Source organism: Kineosporia sp. A_224, assembly GCF_002198655.1.
In the GTDB taxonomy this organism is placed as follows: domain Bacteria; phylum Actinomycetota; class Actinomycetes; order Actinomycetales; family Kineosporiaceae; genus R-H-3.
Genome location: NZ_MWLN01000203.1, coordinates 1 through 15,299, shown reverse-complemented (window position 1 = coordinate 15,299; position 15,299 = coordinate 1). Strand labels below are relative to the sequence as shown.

Below are 15,299 nucleotides of genomic sequence, written 5' to 3'. Positions count from 1 at the left end.
CCCGGGTGCCGTCCCCCAGCCAGCAGGTCCGCGTCGTCCACCTGCCGCCCGCCGCGCTCGACGCCCTCGCCCTCGGTGACCTGGAGGCGGCGAACGCCGCGAGCCCGGTCCCGCTCTCCCCGATCTGCCTCGACCCCGGTTGGCGGCAGATCTGGGCGGTCCGCAGCGAGCAGGTCGCGAAGACCCCGGACGACGCCGCGTGGGTCACGGCGGTCGTCGTCGACGAGCGGACGGGCGTCGTCGTCGGCCAGGCCGGGTTCCACGGGCCGCCCGACGAGCGCGGCATGGTCGAGGTCGGCTACGAGGTCGACCCGGCGCTGCGACGCCGCGGGTACGCCCGTGCCGTGCTGGAGGCGCTCGTCCGGCGGGCCGCCGCCGAGCCCGCCGTGACCGTCGTCCGCGCCTCGATCAGCCCGGACAACGTGGCGTCGAACGCCCTCACGCGGTCCTTCGGGTTCACGCAGGTCGGCGAGCAGTGGGACGAGGAGGACGGGCTCGAGATCCTCTTCGAGCTCGACCCGCGGGCCTGGGTCGCGCAGGCGGTGTGGGAGGCCCGGCTGGCGGCGGCCTGGGCCTCGCTGGACGACATCGCGGACGACGACCCGACGGGTGAGGAGGCCTTCCGGGCGCGGATCGACGCGATCGTCGCGGAGCGCACCGTGCCGGACGGCGTCGCCGCCTTCGAGCGGGCCTGCGCCTTCGACTCGACGGGGCGCAGCGACCGGGCCGTGCCGCTCTACCGCGAGGCGCTCGCGGCGGGCCTGGCCGGTCTGCGCCGGCGGCGGGCCGTCATCCAGCTCGCGAGCTCGCTGCGCAACCTGCACCGTTCGGACGAGGCCCTGGCACTGCTGCTCGCGGAGAAGGACAACGGCTCCGACGGCCTCGACGACGCCGTCGCGGCGTTCCTCGCGCTCGCCCTCGTCGACGTCGGCCGGGAGCGCGAGGCGGTCCGGGTCGCGCTCATGGCGCTCGCACCGCACCTGCCGCGCTACCAGCGGTCCCTGGCCCGCTACGCGCAGGCGCTCGTCGAGCCGACCTGACGTCGTCCGCTCACCGCAGGCGAGGGACAACTTCGCTTGCGGGGACCATCCGGCGGCATCCTGCCGACGTGGTCTCCCCGCAGCGCTGTGCCCGGAGCGCTGCGCCCGGGTCAGGTCGGGTCAGGTCGCGGTGGGTTGCGCGGGGCCGCTCAGCAGGCGGAGCCTCTTCGGCGAGACGACGAGGCCCCCGACGCGCAGGTCAGCGGGGAGGGCATCCCACAGCTCGCGCTCCAGCGCTCCGATGTCATGCGCCTTCACGCGAATGTCCATCGGTGCGGCGGAGGTCCGTACGTCGACAGCCGATCCCTCGTAGGTGGTGAGCAGGACACCGAATCCGGGGTCGAACTCCGCGGCGGACACCAACCCTCGATGTGCGTGGCCGTCTGCGGCGCGGCGCGCCCACCCGAGGTAGGTCGCGTCGGAACCGGTGCGGACGCCCAGCCAGATGCGTGGCGTGTAGATCGGCGGATCGGGCTCGAAGGTCGGCACGGCGAAGGCGTCGCCGATGTCTGTTCCGGCGGCGAGGTCGTTGCACAGGGGGACGACATGGTCGCCGTTGCCGACGAGGAGCCAGTCCCCGCGACGGGCCAGCGCCACATAGTGCCGCAACGCATCCGGCTCGCCGTCGTCACGCACATCTCGCACCTCGACGTCACCGTGAGGCGACTCCACGAGTATCCGTGCTCGGGAAGCCGTGGTCCGCCCGGTCAGCGCGTACGCCCAGAATGGCGTTCCGTCGCCGGCGCGGCCGGCGAGGCATGCTCGACCGGGGTAGGGCCTGGCCGCAAGGGCGTCGAGCACTGTTGGAGTCACTCACCAACCCTAGGATCGCCGCCCCACAACGCCGACACCGGGCTGGCCCAGATCCGGTCACCGAGACGACCGGTCAGGGGGCCCGTGTGCAGCACGAGACCGGCCTGGAACCGGTCACCCAGGCGGTCGCGCAGGAACTTCAGACCCTTGGCGTCCGCCGCGTTCACGGACGTCGCGGACTTCACCTCGACGCCGATGACCCGGCCGTCGGCACGTTCGACCACTAGGTCCACCTCGACGCCGGAGCGGTCCCGGAAGTGAGCCAGGGTCAGTGGTTCGTCGACGAGCGACAGTTGCTTGGAGACTTCGGCGAGGACGAAGCTCTCCATGAACGACCCGGCCATGCCTCCGGAGGCCAGGCGGCCGGCGTCCATGCCGATACCTGCTGCCGCAAGCCCGGTATCGCAGACATGAACCTTCGGCCGTCGGCCCTCCTTCACCGAGACCCCGATGGTCCAGCCGGGAAGCTCGGTGATCAGGTGCACGTGATGCAGCAGGTCGAGGTAGGCCGATGTGGCAGTGCGCCCCATCGCCAGTTGCTCCGCGACGGCGCTGCGATTGAGGACTCCGGAGGTCTGCTGTGCCACGAGCCGGTACAGGCGGGCCAGGGCGCCAGGGTGGCGAATGTCGGACAGTTGCGGGAGATCGCGTTCGGCAACGGAGGAGAGGTAGCTGGCGAACCAACGGCTGCGGAGGTTGGCGGTCGCCCGGCGCAGTGCCGCGGGATAGCCGCCGGCCACGATGAGATCGAAGTAGTCGGCACGCGACAGGGAGCTGACCACAGTCGGGGGGTCTGATCGCAGCAGCAGTGGAAGCAGGCGCGCTGGCCCCCCGAGCACCTCACCAACGGCCAGGGGGGGTAGGTGCAGGCGGTGAACCCTGCCCGTCAGCGTCTCTGACCCGGTCGGGAGCAATCGCGCGCCCACGGATCCTGCCAGCAGGAATCGTCCCGGCTCGCTGGTGCGGTCGACGACGCGCTTGACGACCGAGAGTACTGACGGGGCCCGCTGGAACTCGTCGATCACCACGAGCCCTTCCGACTGCAGTGCCGTGAAGGGGTCCTCCCTGATGACGCTGAGCGCGGCGTCGTCGTCGAGATCGATCACCTTCGCCGAGTGGATATCGGCGATCTCGCGGAGCAGAGTCGACTTCCCGGACCCGCGAGGGCCTTCCAACAGGACGGCAGGCTCATCCATCAACAGAGCATCCAGGACCCTGCGGGCATCCCGCGCAACGTGCCTGGTCAGAGCTATTCTCACCCACTCAGCATATCCTCCACCGTGCAGATCGTCCCATCTCTAGCGAGCAAATCGTCCAAAGATCATCGCGCGAATCGTCCCATCTCTATCCCGCAGATCGTCCAGTGATCACCGCGGAGATCCGCTCGAGGCTGTGGGGCAGTCCGGCACGCCGTCCGGGCGACGTAACCTGTGCCGGTGCCTGAGCAGGTTCTCGATCTCGTCGTCCGCTACCGCAAGGGGCAGACGTACGGCGTGCACGCGCTGCTCGCAGCGCTCGAGGTGGAACCGCCGTCGGTGCCGTACGAGCTGCACCTGGCGCGCAGTGTCGAGGAGCTCACGGACGTCGTCCGCGCGGGCGTCGCGGCCGGGCGCCGGGTGCTCACGGTGTGGTCGTTCTACTCGCCGGACTTCCCGCCGGCCGCGGCCGAGCTCGCACAGGTCTGCGCGGCGGTGCCGGAGGGCCCGGACGGCGGTGTCGTGCACGTCGCGGGCGGCGTCCACGCGACGGCCGAACCGTTGGTGACGTTGCGGTCCGGCTGGGACGTCGTCGCCGTCGGCGAGGGCGAGCGCACGTTCGTGACCCTCGTCGAGGCGGTCGCGACCGGCGCCGAGCACCGAGGTCTGGCCGGCACCGCGCACCTCGACCGCGCCGACGATCCGGCAGGCCGCCTCGTCAAAGGCCCTGCCGCGCAACGCCGTCCGCTCGACCACTACCCGGCGTTCCCGCACACCCGCAACCTCACGAGCCCCATCGAGATCACCCGCGGATGTGTGTACGCGTGCAAGTTCTGCCAGACCCCGTTCATGTTCTCGGCGAGGTTCCGGCACCGCAGCGTCGGGTCGGTGCGCGAGAGCGTGCGGGTCATGCGCGGGCGCGCGCTGCGCGACGTCCGGTTCGTCACGCCGACCTCGCTGTCGTACGGCTCGGACGGCGAAGAGCCGGACCTCGGTGCCGTCGAGGAGCTGCTCGCCGCGTGCCGCGAGGAGATCGGCCCCGGCGGGCGGGTCTTCTTCGGATCGTTCCCGAGCGAGCTGCGGCCCGAGCACGTGAGCGTCGAGGCGTTGCGGATGCTCAAGAAGCACGTCCACAACCGCGACGTCATCGTCGGGGCGCAGTCAGGCTCGGACGACGTCCTCGCGCTGTCGGGGCGCGGCCACGGCGCCGCCGTCGTCGAGGACGCCGTCCGGCTGTGCGTGCAGGAGGGGTTCCGGCCGAACGTCGACGTCATCTTCGGGATGCCCGGCGAGGGCGGGCCGCAGGCCCTGGAGACCGTCGCCCTCATGGACCGGCTCACGGCGCTCGGTGCGCGGATCCACGCGCACACCTTCATGCCGCTGCCGGGGACCCCGTGGCGCAACGAGCCGCCCGGTCGCCTCGACGCCCCGACCCGGCGCGCGCTCGCGACGCTGACGACCCGCGGCGGGGTCTACGGCTCGTGGGAGAAGCAGGAGGGCATCGCCGCCGAGATGGCCGGTGCGCGGTCCGCGGACGCCGGGCACCGGCAGGGCCGCCCGCGCCGGCTGCGCGAGGGCGGCTGATCCGGCAGGCCGGCACGGTCGTGCGGCCCAGGTGTTCGTGCGGCTCAGGCGTTCTCGGCGTACTTGACGACGCCGACCCCGGCGAGGATGACGACGCCGCCGACGAGCTGCAGCGCGGTGAGCGACTGGTCGAGGAGCAGCCAGGCGAAGAGCACCGCGAAGAGCACCTCGGTGAGGCCCAGGAAGGACGAGAAGCGGGCGCCGAGGATCCGCGTGCCGGTGATGCCGGCGACGTAGGCGACGACGGCCGCGACGAGCGACAGGCCCAGCACCGGCCAGACCCAGCTCGTCGTGCGACCGGCGAACTCGACGTCGACCCGCGGCGCGTCGAGCGCAACGATGCCGGCCGCGCCGGCGAGCAGCAGGCACACGGTCCCCACTGCGAGCCCGCCCCAGGCCATGGCGATCGGCGGCAGCTCGTCGTCCGAGTGCGCCGACAGCACGAAGAACGCCGCCAGACCGGCCGCGGCTCCGAGCCCCCAGAGCACGCCGACGACGTCCACCCGGACCGCGCCGAGGACGTCCAGCACGAGCACGAGGCCGGACACCGACAGCGCCGCACCCAAGGCCGTGAGCCACGACGGGCGGTGCCCGTGCCGCAGCCACATCCAGCCGACGACGAGGATCGTGCCGAGGTACTCCAGCAGCAGTGCGACGGCGACGTCGAGGTGCGAGACCGCGTTGAAGTACGCCACCTGGCAGGCCGCCACCGCGACGACGCCGTAGGCGACCACCGGGCGCCACGACCGGCGCAGCACGTGCACCTTGCCGCGGAGCGCGACAAGGGCCGGCACCGTGAGCACGAGCGCCGCGACCCCGACCCGGGCGGTGACCGCCCCCGCGGACGACCAGCCCGCGGCGAGGAGGGTCGAGGCGAAGACCCCCGAGGTGCCGAACGTCGCGAACGAGACCAGCGACAGCAGGACGCCGAGCCCTGTCGGCCGGCGTCCGGCGGCGCGCGTGGCGCCGTCCGGTCGCGCACCGGGGGTGCCGATCGCGGGGGCCGGGGTGGACGAGGTGGCGGCCATGGGTGCCCTCCGGCGATCATCGACCCGGTCGCAGGAACGACGTAAGAGTCAAAAGCGTTGTGCAGCTGTGACAGGCTCCACCCTAGGATGGCGTCTGAAAGGGGTCAAGTTGCTTTTTGCCCATGACACCGAGATGTCGCTGTCGGCCCTCGCCGCACTCGTCAACACCGGTCGCGGCCGCGTCGAGGGCCTTGCCTCCCTGGCCGACCTCGACGCCTACGCCAGCACCTGGCGCTGGACCGGCAGCCGGGTCCGGGACGACGCCGAGCTGGCCGCCGTCCGGGCCCTGCGCGGCCGCCTCGAGCAGCTCTGGACCCTCGACGAGGACGGCACCGTCCTGCTCGTCAACGACCTGCTGAGCAAGGCCAACGCGCTGCCCCAGCTGGTCCGGCACGACGGCTGGGACTACCACATGCACGCGACGTCCCCCGAGGCCCCGCTCGCCGAGCGGATGGCCGTCGAGGCCGCGATGGCGATGGTCGACGTCATCCGCAGCAAGGAGCTCGACCGGCTGCGGGTGTGCGCGGCGGACGACTGCACCGACGTCATGGTCGACCTGTCGAAGAACCGGTCCCGGCGGTTCTGCGACACGACGTGCGCGAACCGGACGAACGTCGCGGCGTTCCGGGCGAGGCGGGCCGGGCGGGGCTGACGGCTCGGGAGAGAAATCTTCTGCGAGGGTGTCGAATCCGGCCCGGCCGGTTCGTAGCCAGGGTGGGAGCACCGCAGGGGTGCCCCGGACGAGGAGATCCGAGATGACCCAGTACCTGCTGTCCGTCTTGCACGACGAGACCGTCACGCCGCCGGCCGAGGTGACCGAGCGGATGTACGCCCAGGTCGGCACGTTCAACGAGGAGGTCAAGGCGGCCGGGTCCTGGGTGTTCGCCGGTGGGCTGCACCCGTCGAGCACGGCGACCGTCGTGCGGGCCGTCGACGGCGAGGTCGTGACGACCGACGGCCCGTACGCCGAGGCCAAGGAGGTCATCGGCGGGTTCTGGATCATCGAGGCGGCGGACCTCGACGCCGCGCTCGCCTGGGCCCGCAAGGGCACGCTCGCCTGCGGGGCGCCGGTCGAGGTCCGCCCGTTCCAGGACTGATTCCAGGACTGATGACCGCCGCCGACCTCGAGCGGGTCTACCGCGGCGAGCGCGGTCGCTGCGTCGCGACCCTGGTCCGTCTCCTCGGCGACATCGACCTCGCCGAGGAGGCGGTCCAGGAGGCGTTCGCCGTTGCGGCGGCGACCTGGCCGGAGCGCGGCGTCCCGCCGAACCCGGGTGGCTGGATCACGACGACGGCACGCAACCGGGCCGTCGACCGGTTGCGCCGCGAGGCCACCCGCGGCGACCGGCACCGCCAGGCCCTGCTGCTGCACGCCCCCGACGAACCGGAGGAGGTCGGTCCCGTGCGCGACGACCGGCTCCGGCTCGTCTTCACGTGCTGCCACCCGGCGCTCGCCCAGCCGGCCCAGGTCGCGCTGACCCTCCGGCTGCTCTGCGGGCTGACGACGCCCGAGATCGCCCGGGCGTTCCTCGTGCCCGAGGCGACCGTCGCGCAGCGGATCGTCCGGGCGAAGAAGAAGATCGCCGCAGCCCGGATCCCGTACCGGGTCCCCGGGGACGCCGAGCTGCCCGAACGGCTGCCGCCGGTGCTCGCCGCGGTGTACCTGACGTTCACCGAGGGGTACACGGCGACCACCGGCGACGACCTGCTGCGCCCCGACCTGTGCGCCGAGGCGCTCCGGCTCGGCCGGCTCCTCGCCGACCTGATGCCCGACGAGCCCGAGGTGCTCGGGCTGCTCGCGCTCATGCTGCTCACCCAGGCCCGGGCGGGCGCCCGGGTGGCGGACGGCGGCACGCCGGTCCTGCTGCCGGAGCAGGACCGCTCCCGCTGGGACCGCTCGCTCGTCGCCGAGGGGCAGGCGCTCGTGCGGGCCTGCCTGCGCCGTGGTGCACCCGGGCCGTACCAGGTGCAGGCGGCGATCGCGGCCGTCCACAGCGACGCGCCGTCCGGTGCCGAGACGGACTGGCAGCAGGTGCTCGACCTCTACGACCTGCTGGCGCGCATGGCCCCGACCCCGGTGGTGGCGCTGAACCGGGCGGTCGCCGTCCTCCACGTCGAGGGTCCGCAGGCGGCGCTCGAGGTGCTCGACGGTCTCCCGCTCGAACGGCTGCACCTGTTCCACGCCACCCGGGCCGACGTGCTCGCCCGGCTCGGTCGGGACCGGGACGCCCGAGCCGCGTACGACCGGGCGCTCGCCCTGGCGACGAACGGGGCGGAGCAGCGATTCCTCCGGGGCCGCCGGGCCGCGCTGGGAAACGGGACCGAAGGGACGACGTGACCGTTCACGCCACGCCCGCGCAACACACCTTTTGGTCTTTCGCCACGCGGCGCAGGCGGGACGTGCCAGCCTGTGCAGGCAAGGTTGTCACGGTACGGGGCGAGGAACGGGAGCGAGGTGGCCGAGGAACGATGAGGTTCCCGCTCGAATGGACTCGATGATCGGCACGGCCAAGTGTTGCCGCCTGTGGGCCGTCCTGCTGTACACGCGCATCGGTCGCTGCGGCAGCTGCCACGAACGTCCGCGCCTCGTCGCCGCCGACCCGCCGTGGTTCTTCCGGACCAGCACATCGGACGAGGACGCCGCGTAACCACCCGACTCCGTTGAGTGTAGGGAGTTCGCGACGGACACGCGGCCCCATCTCACGATGCGGACAGTGCCTTCTCGGTCGCTCTCGGTGATGGCGATCGGGCCCGCGGCTCACCCCGCGAGGTGCTCCAGGAGCAGTCGCGTGCACACGTCCGCGCTCTCGACGGTGCCCAGGTGCGCCCCGGGGACGACCTCGACCCGGGTCGGGACGTCGTCCGGCAGGTACGCCGCGATCGTGCGCGCGTGCTCCTGCGGGGTCGCCGGGTCGTCCGCCGTCGCGACGACGAGCGCCGGCGCCGTGACCTTGGCCAGGGCGTCGCGCAGGTCCATCGCCGCGATCGCCTCGCAGCAGCCGGCGTAGCCCTCGGCCGGCGTCCCGACGACCATCGCGCGGTGCGCGGCGACGACCTCCGGTCGGGCAGCCGCGAAGCCGGGCGTGAACCACCGGGCGACGACGGCGTCCGCGATCGCGCCGGTGCCGTCCGCCCGCACGGTGGCCGCCCGGTCGAGCCAGCCCTCCAGCGGCGGCAGGTAGGCCGAGGTGCAGAAGAGCGCGAGCTTCTCGACGCGGTCCGGCACGTGCGCCGCGAGCCACATCGAGACCATCCCGCCGAGCGACAGGCCGCCGGCGGTGAACCGCTCGACGCCGAGGGAGTCGAGCAGCGCGAGGACGTCCTGCGCGAGGTCGGCGAGGCCGTACGGGCCCGCCGGCACCTCCGAGGCGCCGTGCCCCCGGTGGTCGTACCGGACGACGCGGTACCGCTGCGCGAGCGCCTCGAGCTGCGGGTCCCACATCCGCCGGTCGGTGCCGAGCGAGCTGCCGAGGACGACCACGGGGGCGCCCTCCGGGCCGTGGACGTCGTGACCGAGCCCTGCCGTCATGCGTGGTCCTCCTCGTGGGGGCCGCCGAGGGCCCGGTCGACGGCCGCCTCGGCGGCCGAGGTGTCCAGCGTGCCGCCGGTGCGCGCGAGCAGCGCGTCGACCGCGGCGCGCATCCGGTCCGGGTGCACGACGAGCCCGTCGAGCGACGCCCGCACATGCGCCGCCGTCGCGTCGACCAGCCGGAGCAGGTCGACGAGGACGGGCGCCTCGGCCTGCCAGCCGCCGGCCGCGCGCTGCAGCTCGCCGGGCATGCCGGCGAGCAGCGTCGCGACGAGCCCGGGCACCCGGTACGCGCACGCGAGCGCGAGGACGGCGCGCGACGGGTTCTGCTTGTGCGGCATGGCGGACGAGCCACCGGGGGCGGCGACGGAGACCTCGGCGATGTCGGTCGAGGCGAGCAGGACGACGTCCTGGGCGACGCCGGCGAGCTCGCCGGTGAGGGCTCCCAGTGCGCCGGCGAGGTCGGCGACCCGGCCGCGCGTCGCGTGCCACGGCGCGACGGGGACGGCGAGCCCGAGCTGCTCGGCCACCCCGGCGACGAGTGCATCCGCGTGCCGGCCCGCCGGCGCGAGGGTGCCGACGGCGCCGCCGAGCTGGACGGCGAGCCGGGTCACCCGGACCTCGGCGAGCCGCTGCGCAGCCTCCCGGACGCCGACCGCCCGGACGGCGGCGAGCGCACCGAACGTCGTCGGTTCACCGTGCTGGAGAAGGGTTCTGCCGACCATCGCGGTGCCGCGGTGCGCGCGGGCCAGCCCTTGCAGGAGCTGCTGGACATCGTGCGCCGTGTCGAGGGCGGCGGCTGTCGCGTCCTTCGCGACGAGCATCGCCGCGGTGTCGACGACGTCCTGGCTCGTCGCCGCGACATGGACGGCGTGCCGCGCGTCCGCGGGCACGAGCGCCCTGAGCTGCCGCACGAGCTCGACGACCGGCGTGGCCTGGGTCGCCGTCCCGGTGGCGAGCGCCTCGAGGTCGAGGCGCGCGCCGACGTCCTGCGCGGCCTTCGCGCACGCGTCGGCGACCACGGTCGCCGAGGCGGCGTCGACGAGCCCGACGTCCCCGGCGGCGCGGGCCAGCGCGCCCTCGAAGGCGAGCATGGCGCGCGCCCAGGCGGCGTCGTCCGTCAGGGCGTCGGCGACGGGCGTCGTCGCCGCGGCGCCGAAGAGCCGGAACGACGACGTGCCGCCGTGCCCGCCGTCCTGCCCGCCGTCCGGTGCGCCGTCAGATGTCGAAGAAGACAGTCTCGTTCTCCCCCTGGAGCCGGATGTCGAAGCGGTAGCCGCCGTCGACCTGCTGCGCCACGAGGGTATGCCTGCGGTGCGCCGGCACCGCGGCGAGCACGCGGTCCTCCGCGTGGCCGCCCGGGCCGGCGACGCCCGCGTGCTCGGGGAAGTAGACCCGGGTGACGACCCGGTCGAGCAGGCCGCGGGCGAAGACCGAGAGGTCGAGGTGCGGCGCCTGCGTCGTCCCGTCCGGGCCGGGGACCGCACCCGGCACGAGGGTCAGCACCGACCAGCGGCCGCCGTCCACGGTCTGGGCGCGGGCGAACCCGCGGAACCCGGGCGGGGCCTCGGCGACGCCGCGGGGGTCGTCGGGGTGGTGGAACCGGCCGTCCGGGTGGGCCTGCCAGATCTCGACCATGCCGTCCGGGATCGGCACCCCCTCGCCGTCGTAGAGCGTGCCGGAGACCGTGACCGCGCCCGGTGTGCCGGGGTCGACGGCCTCCTCGCCGTGCTCCCACGTCAGACCGATGGCGAGATAGGGGCCCACGGTCTGCGAGGCCGTGAGGCCGGGCCGCCCGTCACTCGTCGTCGGCATCGACGTCCTCCGTCTCGAAGTAGGTGGCGCCGCTGCCGCGGAGCACGATGTCCCAGCTGAACGCGAGGGCCCACTCGGGCTGCGTCGCCTCGTAGTCGAACCGGGAGATCAGCCCCTGGCGGGCCTTCTCGTCCGGGATGGAGTTGAAGATCGGGTCCTGGAAGAAGAGCGGGTCGTCCTCGAAGTACATCTGCGTGACGAGGCGCTGGGTGAACGCCCGGCCGAAGAGCGAGAAGTGGATGTGCGCCGGCCGCCAGGCGTTGTGGTGGTTCTTCCACGGGTAGGCGCCGGGCTTGATCGTCGTGAACTCGTAGCGGCCGAGCGAGTCGCTGACGACCCGGCCGACCCCGTTGAAGTGCGGGTCGAGCGGAGCGGGCCACTGGTCGCGCAGGTGCCGGTAGCGGCCGCCCGCGTTGGCCTGCCAGATCTCGACGAGGGTGTCGGGCACGGCCCGGCCGTCGCTGTCGAGGACCCGGCCGCGCACGACGATCCGCTGCCCGAGGGCCTCGCCGCCGTCCCACTGGGTGAGGTCGGCGTCGTCCTTGGTGACCCGACCGTCGCCGAGGACCGGCCCGGTGACCTCGGTGAGCAGGTGCGGCAGGAGCACGAGCGGCTCCTTCGGGTGCCGCAGCCCGGTGCTCCGGTAGTCGGGGGAGTCCAGCGGCGGGTGCACCCCTGCCGGACGTTCGTACTGCGGGAGCACGAGCCCGCTCGCCGGTCCGGGGGCGGCCTGCGCCGGGTGGTCGGTCGTCATGGTGTCCACGCTAGGGACCGCGGTCGGGACCTCCAACCAGCCTCTTCCGCTCAGTGGAAGTTCGTGGCAGGTTGGCCGGATGGCGGGCAATGCGCGGGAGCCAGGCGTCTCGGTGGCGTCCCGGGTGCTCGCCGTCCTCGGGGCGTTCGACGCCGCGCACGACCGGCTGACCCTCTCCGAGATCGCCCGCCGCAGCGGCCAGCCGCTCGCGACCGCGCACCGGCTCGTCGCCGAGCTCGAGCGCTGGGGCGGCCTGACCCGGTCGGACGACGGCGCGTACGGGATCGGCCGTCGGCTCTGGGACGTCGGCACCCTCGCCCGGGTCGAGCGTGACCTGCGCGACGTCGCGTCGCCGTTCCTCCAGGACGTGCACCGGACGACGCGCGAGACCGTGCACCTCGCCGTCCGCGACGGGCTGCACGCGCTGTACGTCGACCGCCTCGTCGACCGGACGACGGCCCAGGTGCTCAGCCGGGCCGGCGCCCGGCTGCCGCTCCATGCGACCGCCGTCGGCAAGGTGCTCCTCGCGCAGGCGCCGGGGGACGTCGTCCGCGCCGCCCTCACCGACCCGGTCCGGGTCACGCCGCACACGATCACCGAGCCGGGCCGGCTGCACCGCGAGGTCGCCGAGGTCCGGCGGCGCGGCTTCGCCCGGACCGCCGAGGAGATGACCCCGGGCGCCTGGTCGGTCGCGGTGCCGATCGCGCTGCCCGGCGGCGGGGTGGTCGCCTCACTGGGCATCGTCGTCGCCTCGCCGCGCCGCGACCTCGTCCGGCTCGTGCCGGTGCTGCAGGTCGCGGCGAACGGCATCGGCCGCGAGCTGCCGCCGGGGTGGACGCCGACCTGACCGACGCCCGCCGGAACTCGTTCGCGGCCCTGCGGTGCCGGGGTGCAGGGTGGGCCCATGACGTCAGGCCGGTCGGTCACCCTCGTGCTCTGCACCGGCGAGGAGGGTGTGCTCGGGGCCCTGCCGCCGTTCGAGGCCGCGCGCCCGCACTGGCAGGAGGCGGACGGCGTCGTCGCCGGGGCGCTGGCCCGGTACGGGCTGCACGTCACCGTGCTGAGGATCCTGCGCAACGTCGTGCAGCCGTCGGGCGCTGCCCGGCCGGGGCCCGGGCTCCCCGAGCTCACCTACCTCGCCGAGGTCGACCCTGCCGACGTCCGCCGCGCCGCGGCGCTCGTCGGCCCGTGGCCAGGTCCCGACCCGCTCGCCGACCACCCGCTGCGGATGCCGTGGGCCCGGCCCGGCGGCCCGGCGGGGGACGTCGCCTGGGCACTCACGGCCCTCGCCGCGGCCGGGCGGACGGCGGCCGGGCCGCCCGTGCAGGTGCGCACCTGGAACCTCTCCTCGCTGTGGCGGCTGCCGGCGGCCGACGGTGACGGCCGGGCCGCGGACGCCTGGCTCAAGGTCACGCCGCGGTTCCTCGCCCACGAGGGCCTGGTCCTCGAGCAGCTGCAGGGCGCGGACGCCGTCCCCGTCCTGCTCGCCCGGGCCGCCGGGCCGGACGGCAGCGGACGGGTGCTGCTGGACGACGTCCCGGGGGAGGACTGCTACGACGCGCCGGCCGAGCGGGTCGCCGGGTTCGCGGCGCTCCTCGCCCGGATCCAGGTCGGTTGCGCTGCGCGCGTCGACGACCTCGTCGCGGCCGGCGTGCCGGACCGTCGCGGGCCGGGTCCCCTGGTCGCGGGGCTGACCCGGCTCATCGACCTCGTGCAGGCCGGCGAGGGAGGTACGGGCACCCTGACCGGGGCGGAGATCGACAAGGCCCGCCGGCTCGTCGACGCGCTGCCCGCCCTGCTCGCCCGGGAGGCGGCGTGCGGTGTCCCGGAGACGCTGGTGCACGGGGACTTCCACCCCGGGAACGTCCGCGGAGTCCCGGGCCGGTGGTGCGTCCTCGACTGGGGGGACAGCTTCGTGGCGCGGCCGGCCGTCGACCTCGTCATGGCGGACGGGGACCTCGACCCGGCGGGCCGGCGGGCCGTCCTCGACGCCGCCGCCGCGGTGTGGGGACCGGACGTCGACGTGCTCGGTGCGGTGGAGGTCGCGCGGCCGCTGGCGATGCTGCATGCCGCGCTCGCCTGGCAGCGGTTCCTCGACGGGATCGAGCCGGACGAGTGGCAGTACCACGTGGGCGACCCGGGCTACGGACTCCACCTCGCGCTGGCGGACTTCCACTGAGCGAGAAGCCTTCCGCTCAGCGGAAGCCAGGTCTGGCCCTTCCGGCCAGGGCAGGCTTGCCTTGCTCCATGAGCGACGTCATCCGCACCCAGGTCGGCATCATCGGCGCCGGCCCCGCCGGGCTCCTGCTGGCCCGGCTCCTCGCGAACGCCGGCATCGACAGCGTGGTCGTCGAGAACCGCTCGCGCGAGTACGTCGAGGCGCGCATCCGCGCCGGCGTGCTCGAGCAGCAGACCGTCGACCTGCTCACCGAGGCCGGTGTCGGCGACCGGCTGCACCGCCAGGGCCTGCGCCACGACGGCATCTACCTGCAGTGGCCCGGCGAGCGGCACCGCATCGACTTCCCCGCGCTGTGCGACCGCTCGGTCTGGGTCTACGGCCAGACCGAGGTCGTCAAGGACCTCGTCAACGCCCGGCTCGCGGACGGGCCGCTCTTCTTCGACATCAGCGACACCGCGGTGGTCGACGTCGAGACCGACCGGCCCAAGGTGACGTTCACCGACGCGGACGGTGTCGCCCGCGTCCTCGAGTGCGACGTCGTCGCGGGCTGCGACGGCTTCCACGGCGTGAGCCGGCAGGCGATCCCGGAGGCGCTGCGCGCGACCTTCGAGCGGGTCTACCCGTTCGCCTGGCTCGGGATCCTCGCGGACGTCGAGCCGTCGACCGACGAGCTGATCTACGCCTGGCACCCCGACGGCTTCGCCCTGCACAGCATGCGATCGCCGACGGTGAGCCGGCTCTACGTGCAGGTCGACCCGAGCGAGAAGGTCGAGGACTGGTCCGACGACCGGGTCTGGGACGCCCTCGCGACCCGGATGGCGCTGCCCGGCTGGAGCCTGAAGACCGGGCCCGTCACGGAGAAGAGCATCACCCCGATGCGCAGCTTCGTCAGCGGCCCGATGCGCCACGGCCGGCTCTTCCTCGCCGGGGACGCCGCGCACATCGTGCCCCCGACCGGCGCCAAGGGCCTCAACCTCGCCGTGGCCGACGTCAAGGTCCTCGCCGAAGCGATCACGGCGTTCGCCAAGGAGCAGCGCACCGACCTGCTCGACGCCTACTCCGACACCGCCACCCGCCGGGTCTGGCGGGCCACCCACTTCTCGTGGTGGATGACGTCGATGCTGCACCGGAGCCCGGGCGCGGACCCGTTCGACGACCAGCTCCAGCTCTCCCAGCTGCGCTACGTGACCAGCTCGGACGCCGCCGCCACCAGCCTCGCCGAGAACTACACCGGCCTCCCCTTCACTCCCTGACCCGCACCCCTCGGAGTTACTAGCGCGTATGACCCAGTAGATGGGTCATACGCGCTAGTAACTCGTTGGGGGAGAGGGGGTCTACTTCTTGAGGGGCAGGGTGTGGGC

General features: G+C 73.8%; 15 protein-coding genes. 8 read left to right on the top strand and 7 right to left on the bottom strand.

Annotated features, from left to right (window positions below; all coding sequences use genetic code 11):
• Positions 1 to 5 precede the first annotated feature (5 nt).
• The gene (locus EDJALFJO_RS35180) at positions 6 to 1,040 is read left to right on the top strand and encodes a tetratricopeptide repeat protein (RefSeq protein ID WP_198950613.1); all 1,035 of its coding nucleotides are present in this window, start codon (positions 6 to 8) and stop codon (positions 1,038 to 1,040) included.
• A 120-nt stretch (positions 1,041 to 1,160) separates the two neighbouring features.
• Here EDJALFJO_RS35180 and EDJALFJO_RS24760 read toward each other — a convergent pair whose 3' ends face one another.
• Entirely contained in the window at positions 1,161 to 1,841 is a 681-nt protein-coding gene (locus EDJALFJO_RS24760; RefSeq protein WP_233150025.1) for an IMP cyclohydrolase, read from the bottom strand.
• An 8-nt stretch (positions 1,842 to 1,849) separates the two neighbouring features.
• Entirely contained in the window at positions 1,850 to 3,049 is a 1,200-nt protein-coding gene (locus tag EDJALFJO_RS24755; protein ID WP_143448771.1) for an ATP-binding protein, read from the bottom strand.
• 240 nt (positions 3,050 to 3,289) lie between these two features.
• Between EDJALFJO_RS24755 and EDJALFJO_RS24750 the strand changes: the two genes are divergently transcribed.
• Positions 3,290 to 4,633 (top strand): TIGR04013 family B12-binding domain/radical SAM domain-containing protein, encoded by a 1,344-nt coding sequence (locus tag EDJALFJO_RS24750; RefSeq protein WP_198950612.1) that lies wholly within the window; start codon positions 3,290 to 3,292, stop codon positions 4,631 to 4,633.
• A 44-nt stretch (positions 4,634 to 4,677) separates the two neighbouring features.
• Here the strand turns inward: EDJALFJO_RS24750 and EDJALFJO_RS24745 are convergent, their stop codons facing one another.
• The gene (locus EDJALFJO_RS24745; protein ID WP_088288990.1) at positions 4,678 to 5,661 is read right to left on the bottom strand and encodes an EamA family transporter; all 984 of its coding nucleotides are present in this window, start codon (positions 5,659 to 5,661) and stop codon (positions 4,678 to 4,680) included.
• Positions 5,662 to 5,770: 109 nt separating this feature from the next.
• On the opposite strand from EDJALFJO_RS24745, the gene EDJALFJO_RS24740 reads away from it, so the two are divergent.
• The 3 genes from EDJALFJO_RS24740 to EDJALFJO_RS24730 all read left to right on the top strand — a co-directional run bounded on the left by EDJALFJO_RS24740 (position 5,771) and on the right by EDJALFJO_RS24730 (position 7,999).
• Positions 5,771 to 6,313, top strand: a complete 543-nt coding sequence (locus EDJALFJO_RS24740; protein ID WP_088288989.1) for a CGNR zinc finger domain-containing protein — start codon at positions 5,771 to 5,773, stop codon at positions 6,311 to 6,313.
• A 103-nt stretch (positions 6,314 to 6,416) separates the two neighbouring features.
• Complete coding sequence (locus EDJALFJO_RS24735; RefSeq protein ID WP_088288988.1) at positions 6,417 to 6,758, top strand: YciI family protein; 342 nt, start codon at positions 6,417 to 6,419, stop codon at positions 6,756 to 6,758.
• A gap of 11 nt (positions 6,759 to 6,769) precedes the next feature.
• Complete coding sequence (locus EDJALFJO_RS24730; protein ID WP_088288987.1) at positions 6,770 to 7,999, top strand: RNA polymerase sigma factor; 1,230 nt, start codon at positions 6,770 to 6,772, stop codon at positions 7,997 to 7,999.
• Between the two features lie 420 nt (positions 8,000 to 8,419).
• Here the strand turns inward: EDJALFJO_RS24730 and pcaD are convergent, their stop codons facing one another.
• The 4 genes from pcaD to pcaH form a co-directional block, all read right to left on the bottom strand.
• A complete protein-coding gene (pcaD, locus tag EDJALFJO_RS24725; RefSeq protein WP_088288986.1) occupies positions 8,420 to 9,190 on the bottom strand; it encodes a 3-oxoadipate enol-lactonase in 771 nt (256 codons plus the stop codon).
• The gene (locus EDJALFJO_RS24720; RefSeq protein WP_255392586.1) at positions 9,187 to 10,314 is read right to left on the bottom strand and encodes a lyase family protein; all 1,128 of its coding nucleotides are present in this window, start codon (positions 10,312 to 10,314) and stop codon (positions 9,187 to 9,189) included. Before EDJALFJO_RS24720 ends, pcaD begins: the two co-directional genes overlap by 4 nt.
• Before the next feature lie 94 nt (positions 10,315 to 10,408).
• Positions 10,409 to 11,005: a protocatechuate 3,4-dioxygenase subunit alpha gene (gene pcaG / locus EDJALFJO_RS24715; RefSeq protein WP_088288984.1), complete on the bottom strand. Its 597-nt coding sequence runs from the start codon at positions 11,003 to 11,005 to the stop codon at positions 10,409 to 10,411.
• Positions 10,989 to 11,759, bottom strand: coding sequence for a protocatechuate 3,4-dioxygenase subunit beta (pcaH, locus tag EDJALFJO_RS24710; RefSeq protein ID WP_088289015.1), 771 nt, complete (start codon positions 11,757 to 11,759; stop codon positions 10,989 to 10,991). The genes pcaG and pcaH overlap by 17 nt, the downstream gene beginning before the upstream one ends.
• A 79-nt stretch (positions 11,760 to 11,838) precedes the next feature.
• Between pcaH and EDJALFJO_RS24705 the strand changes: the two genes are divergently transcribed.
• The 3 genes from EDJALFJO_RS24705 to EDJALFJO_RS24695 all read left to right on the top strand — a co-directional run bounded on the left by EDJALFJO_RS24705 (position 11,839) and on the right by EDJALFJO_RS24695 (position 15,191).
• Complete coding sequence (locus EDJALFJO_RS24705; protein ID WP_088288983.1) at positions 11,839 to 12,606, top strand: IclR family transcriptional regulator; 768 nt, start codon at positions 11,839 to 11,841, stop codon at positions 12,604 to 12,606.
• Between the two features lie 57 nt (positions 12,607 to 12,663).
• Positions 12,664 to 13,938, top strand: a complete 1,275-nt coding sequence (locus EDJALFJO_RS24700; RefSeq protein WP_088288982.1) for a phosphotransferase — start codon at positions 12,664 to 12,666, stop codon at positions 13,936 to 13,938.
• A gap of 80 nt (positions 13,939 to 14,018) precedes the next feature.
• Entirely contained in the window at positions 14,019 to 15,191 is a 1,173-nt protein-coding gene (locus EDJALFJO_RS24695) for a 4-hydroxybenzoate 3-monooxygenase (protein WP_088289014.1), read from the top strand.
• Positions 15,192 to 15,299: the final 108 nt, after the last annotated feature.

What these genes read in the sequence shown, in the direction of transcription:
- pcaH (WP_088289015.1), bottom strand. Translation starts at nt 11,759, where the DNA reads ATGACGACCGACCACCCGGCGCAGGCCGCCCCCGGACCGGCGAGCGGG.
- EDJALFJO_RS24735 (WP_088288988.1), top strand. Translation starts at nt 6,417, where the DNA reads ATGACCCAGTACCTGCTGTCCGTCTTGCACGACGAGACCGTCACGCCG.
- pcaG (WP_088288984.1), bottom strand. Translation starts at nt 11,005, where the DNA reads ATGCCGACGACGAGTGACGGGCGGCCCGGCCTCACGGCCTCGCAGACC.
- EDJALFJO_RS24705 (WP_088288983.1), top strand. Translation starts at nt 11,839, where the DNA reads ATGGCGGGCAATGCGCGGGAGCCAGGCGTCTCGGTGGCGTCCCGGGTG.
- EDJALFJO_RS24730 (WP_088288987.1), top strand. Translation starts at nt 6,770, where the DNA reads ATGACCGCCGCCGACCTCGAGCGGGTCTACCGCGGCGAGCGCGGTCGC.
- EDJALFJO_RS24755 (WP_143448771.1), bottom strand. Translation starts at nt 3,049, where the DNA reads ATGGATGAGCCTGCCGTCCTGTTGGAAGGCCCTCGCGGGTCCGGGAAG.
- EDJALFJO_RS24700 (WP_088288982.1), top strand. Translation starts at nt 12,664, where the DNA reads ATGACGTCAGGCCGGTCGGTCACCCTCGTGCTCTGCACCGGCGAGGAG.
- pcaD (WP_088288986.1), bottom strand. Translation starts at nt 9,190, where the DNA reads ATGACGGCAGGGCTCGGTCACGACGTCCACGGCCCGGAGGGCGCCCCC.
- EDJALFJO_RS24745 (WP_088288990.1), bottom strand. Translation starts at nt 5,661, where the DNA reads ATGGCCGCCACCTCGTCCACCCCGGCCCCCGCGATCGGCACCCCCGGT.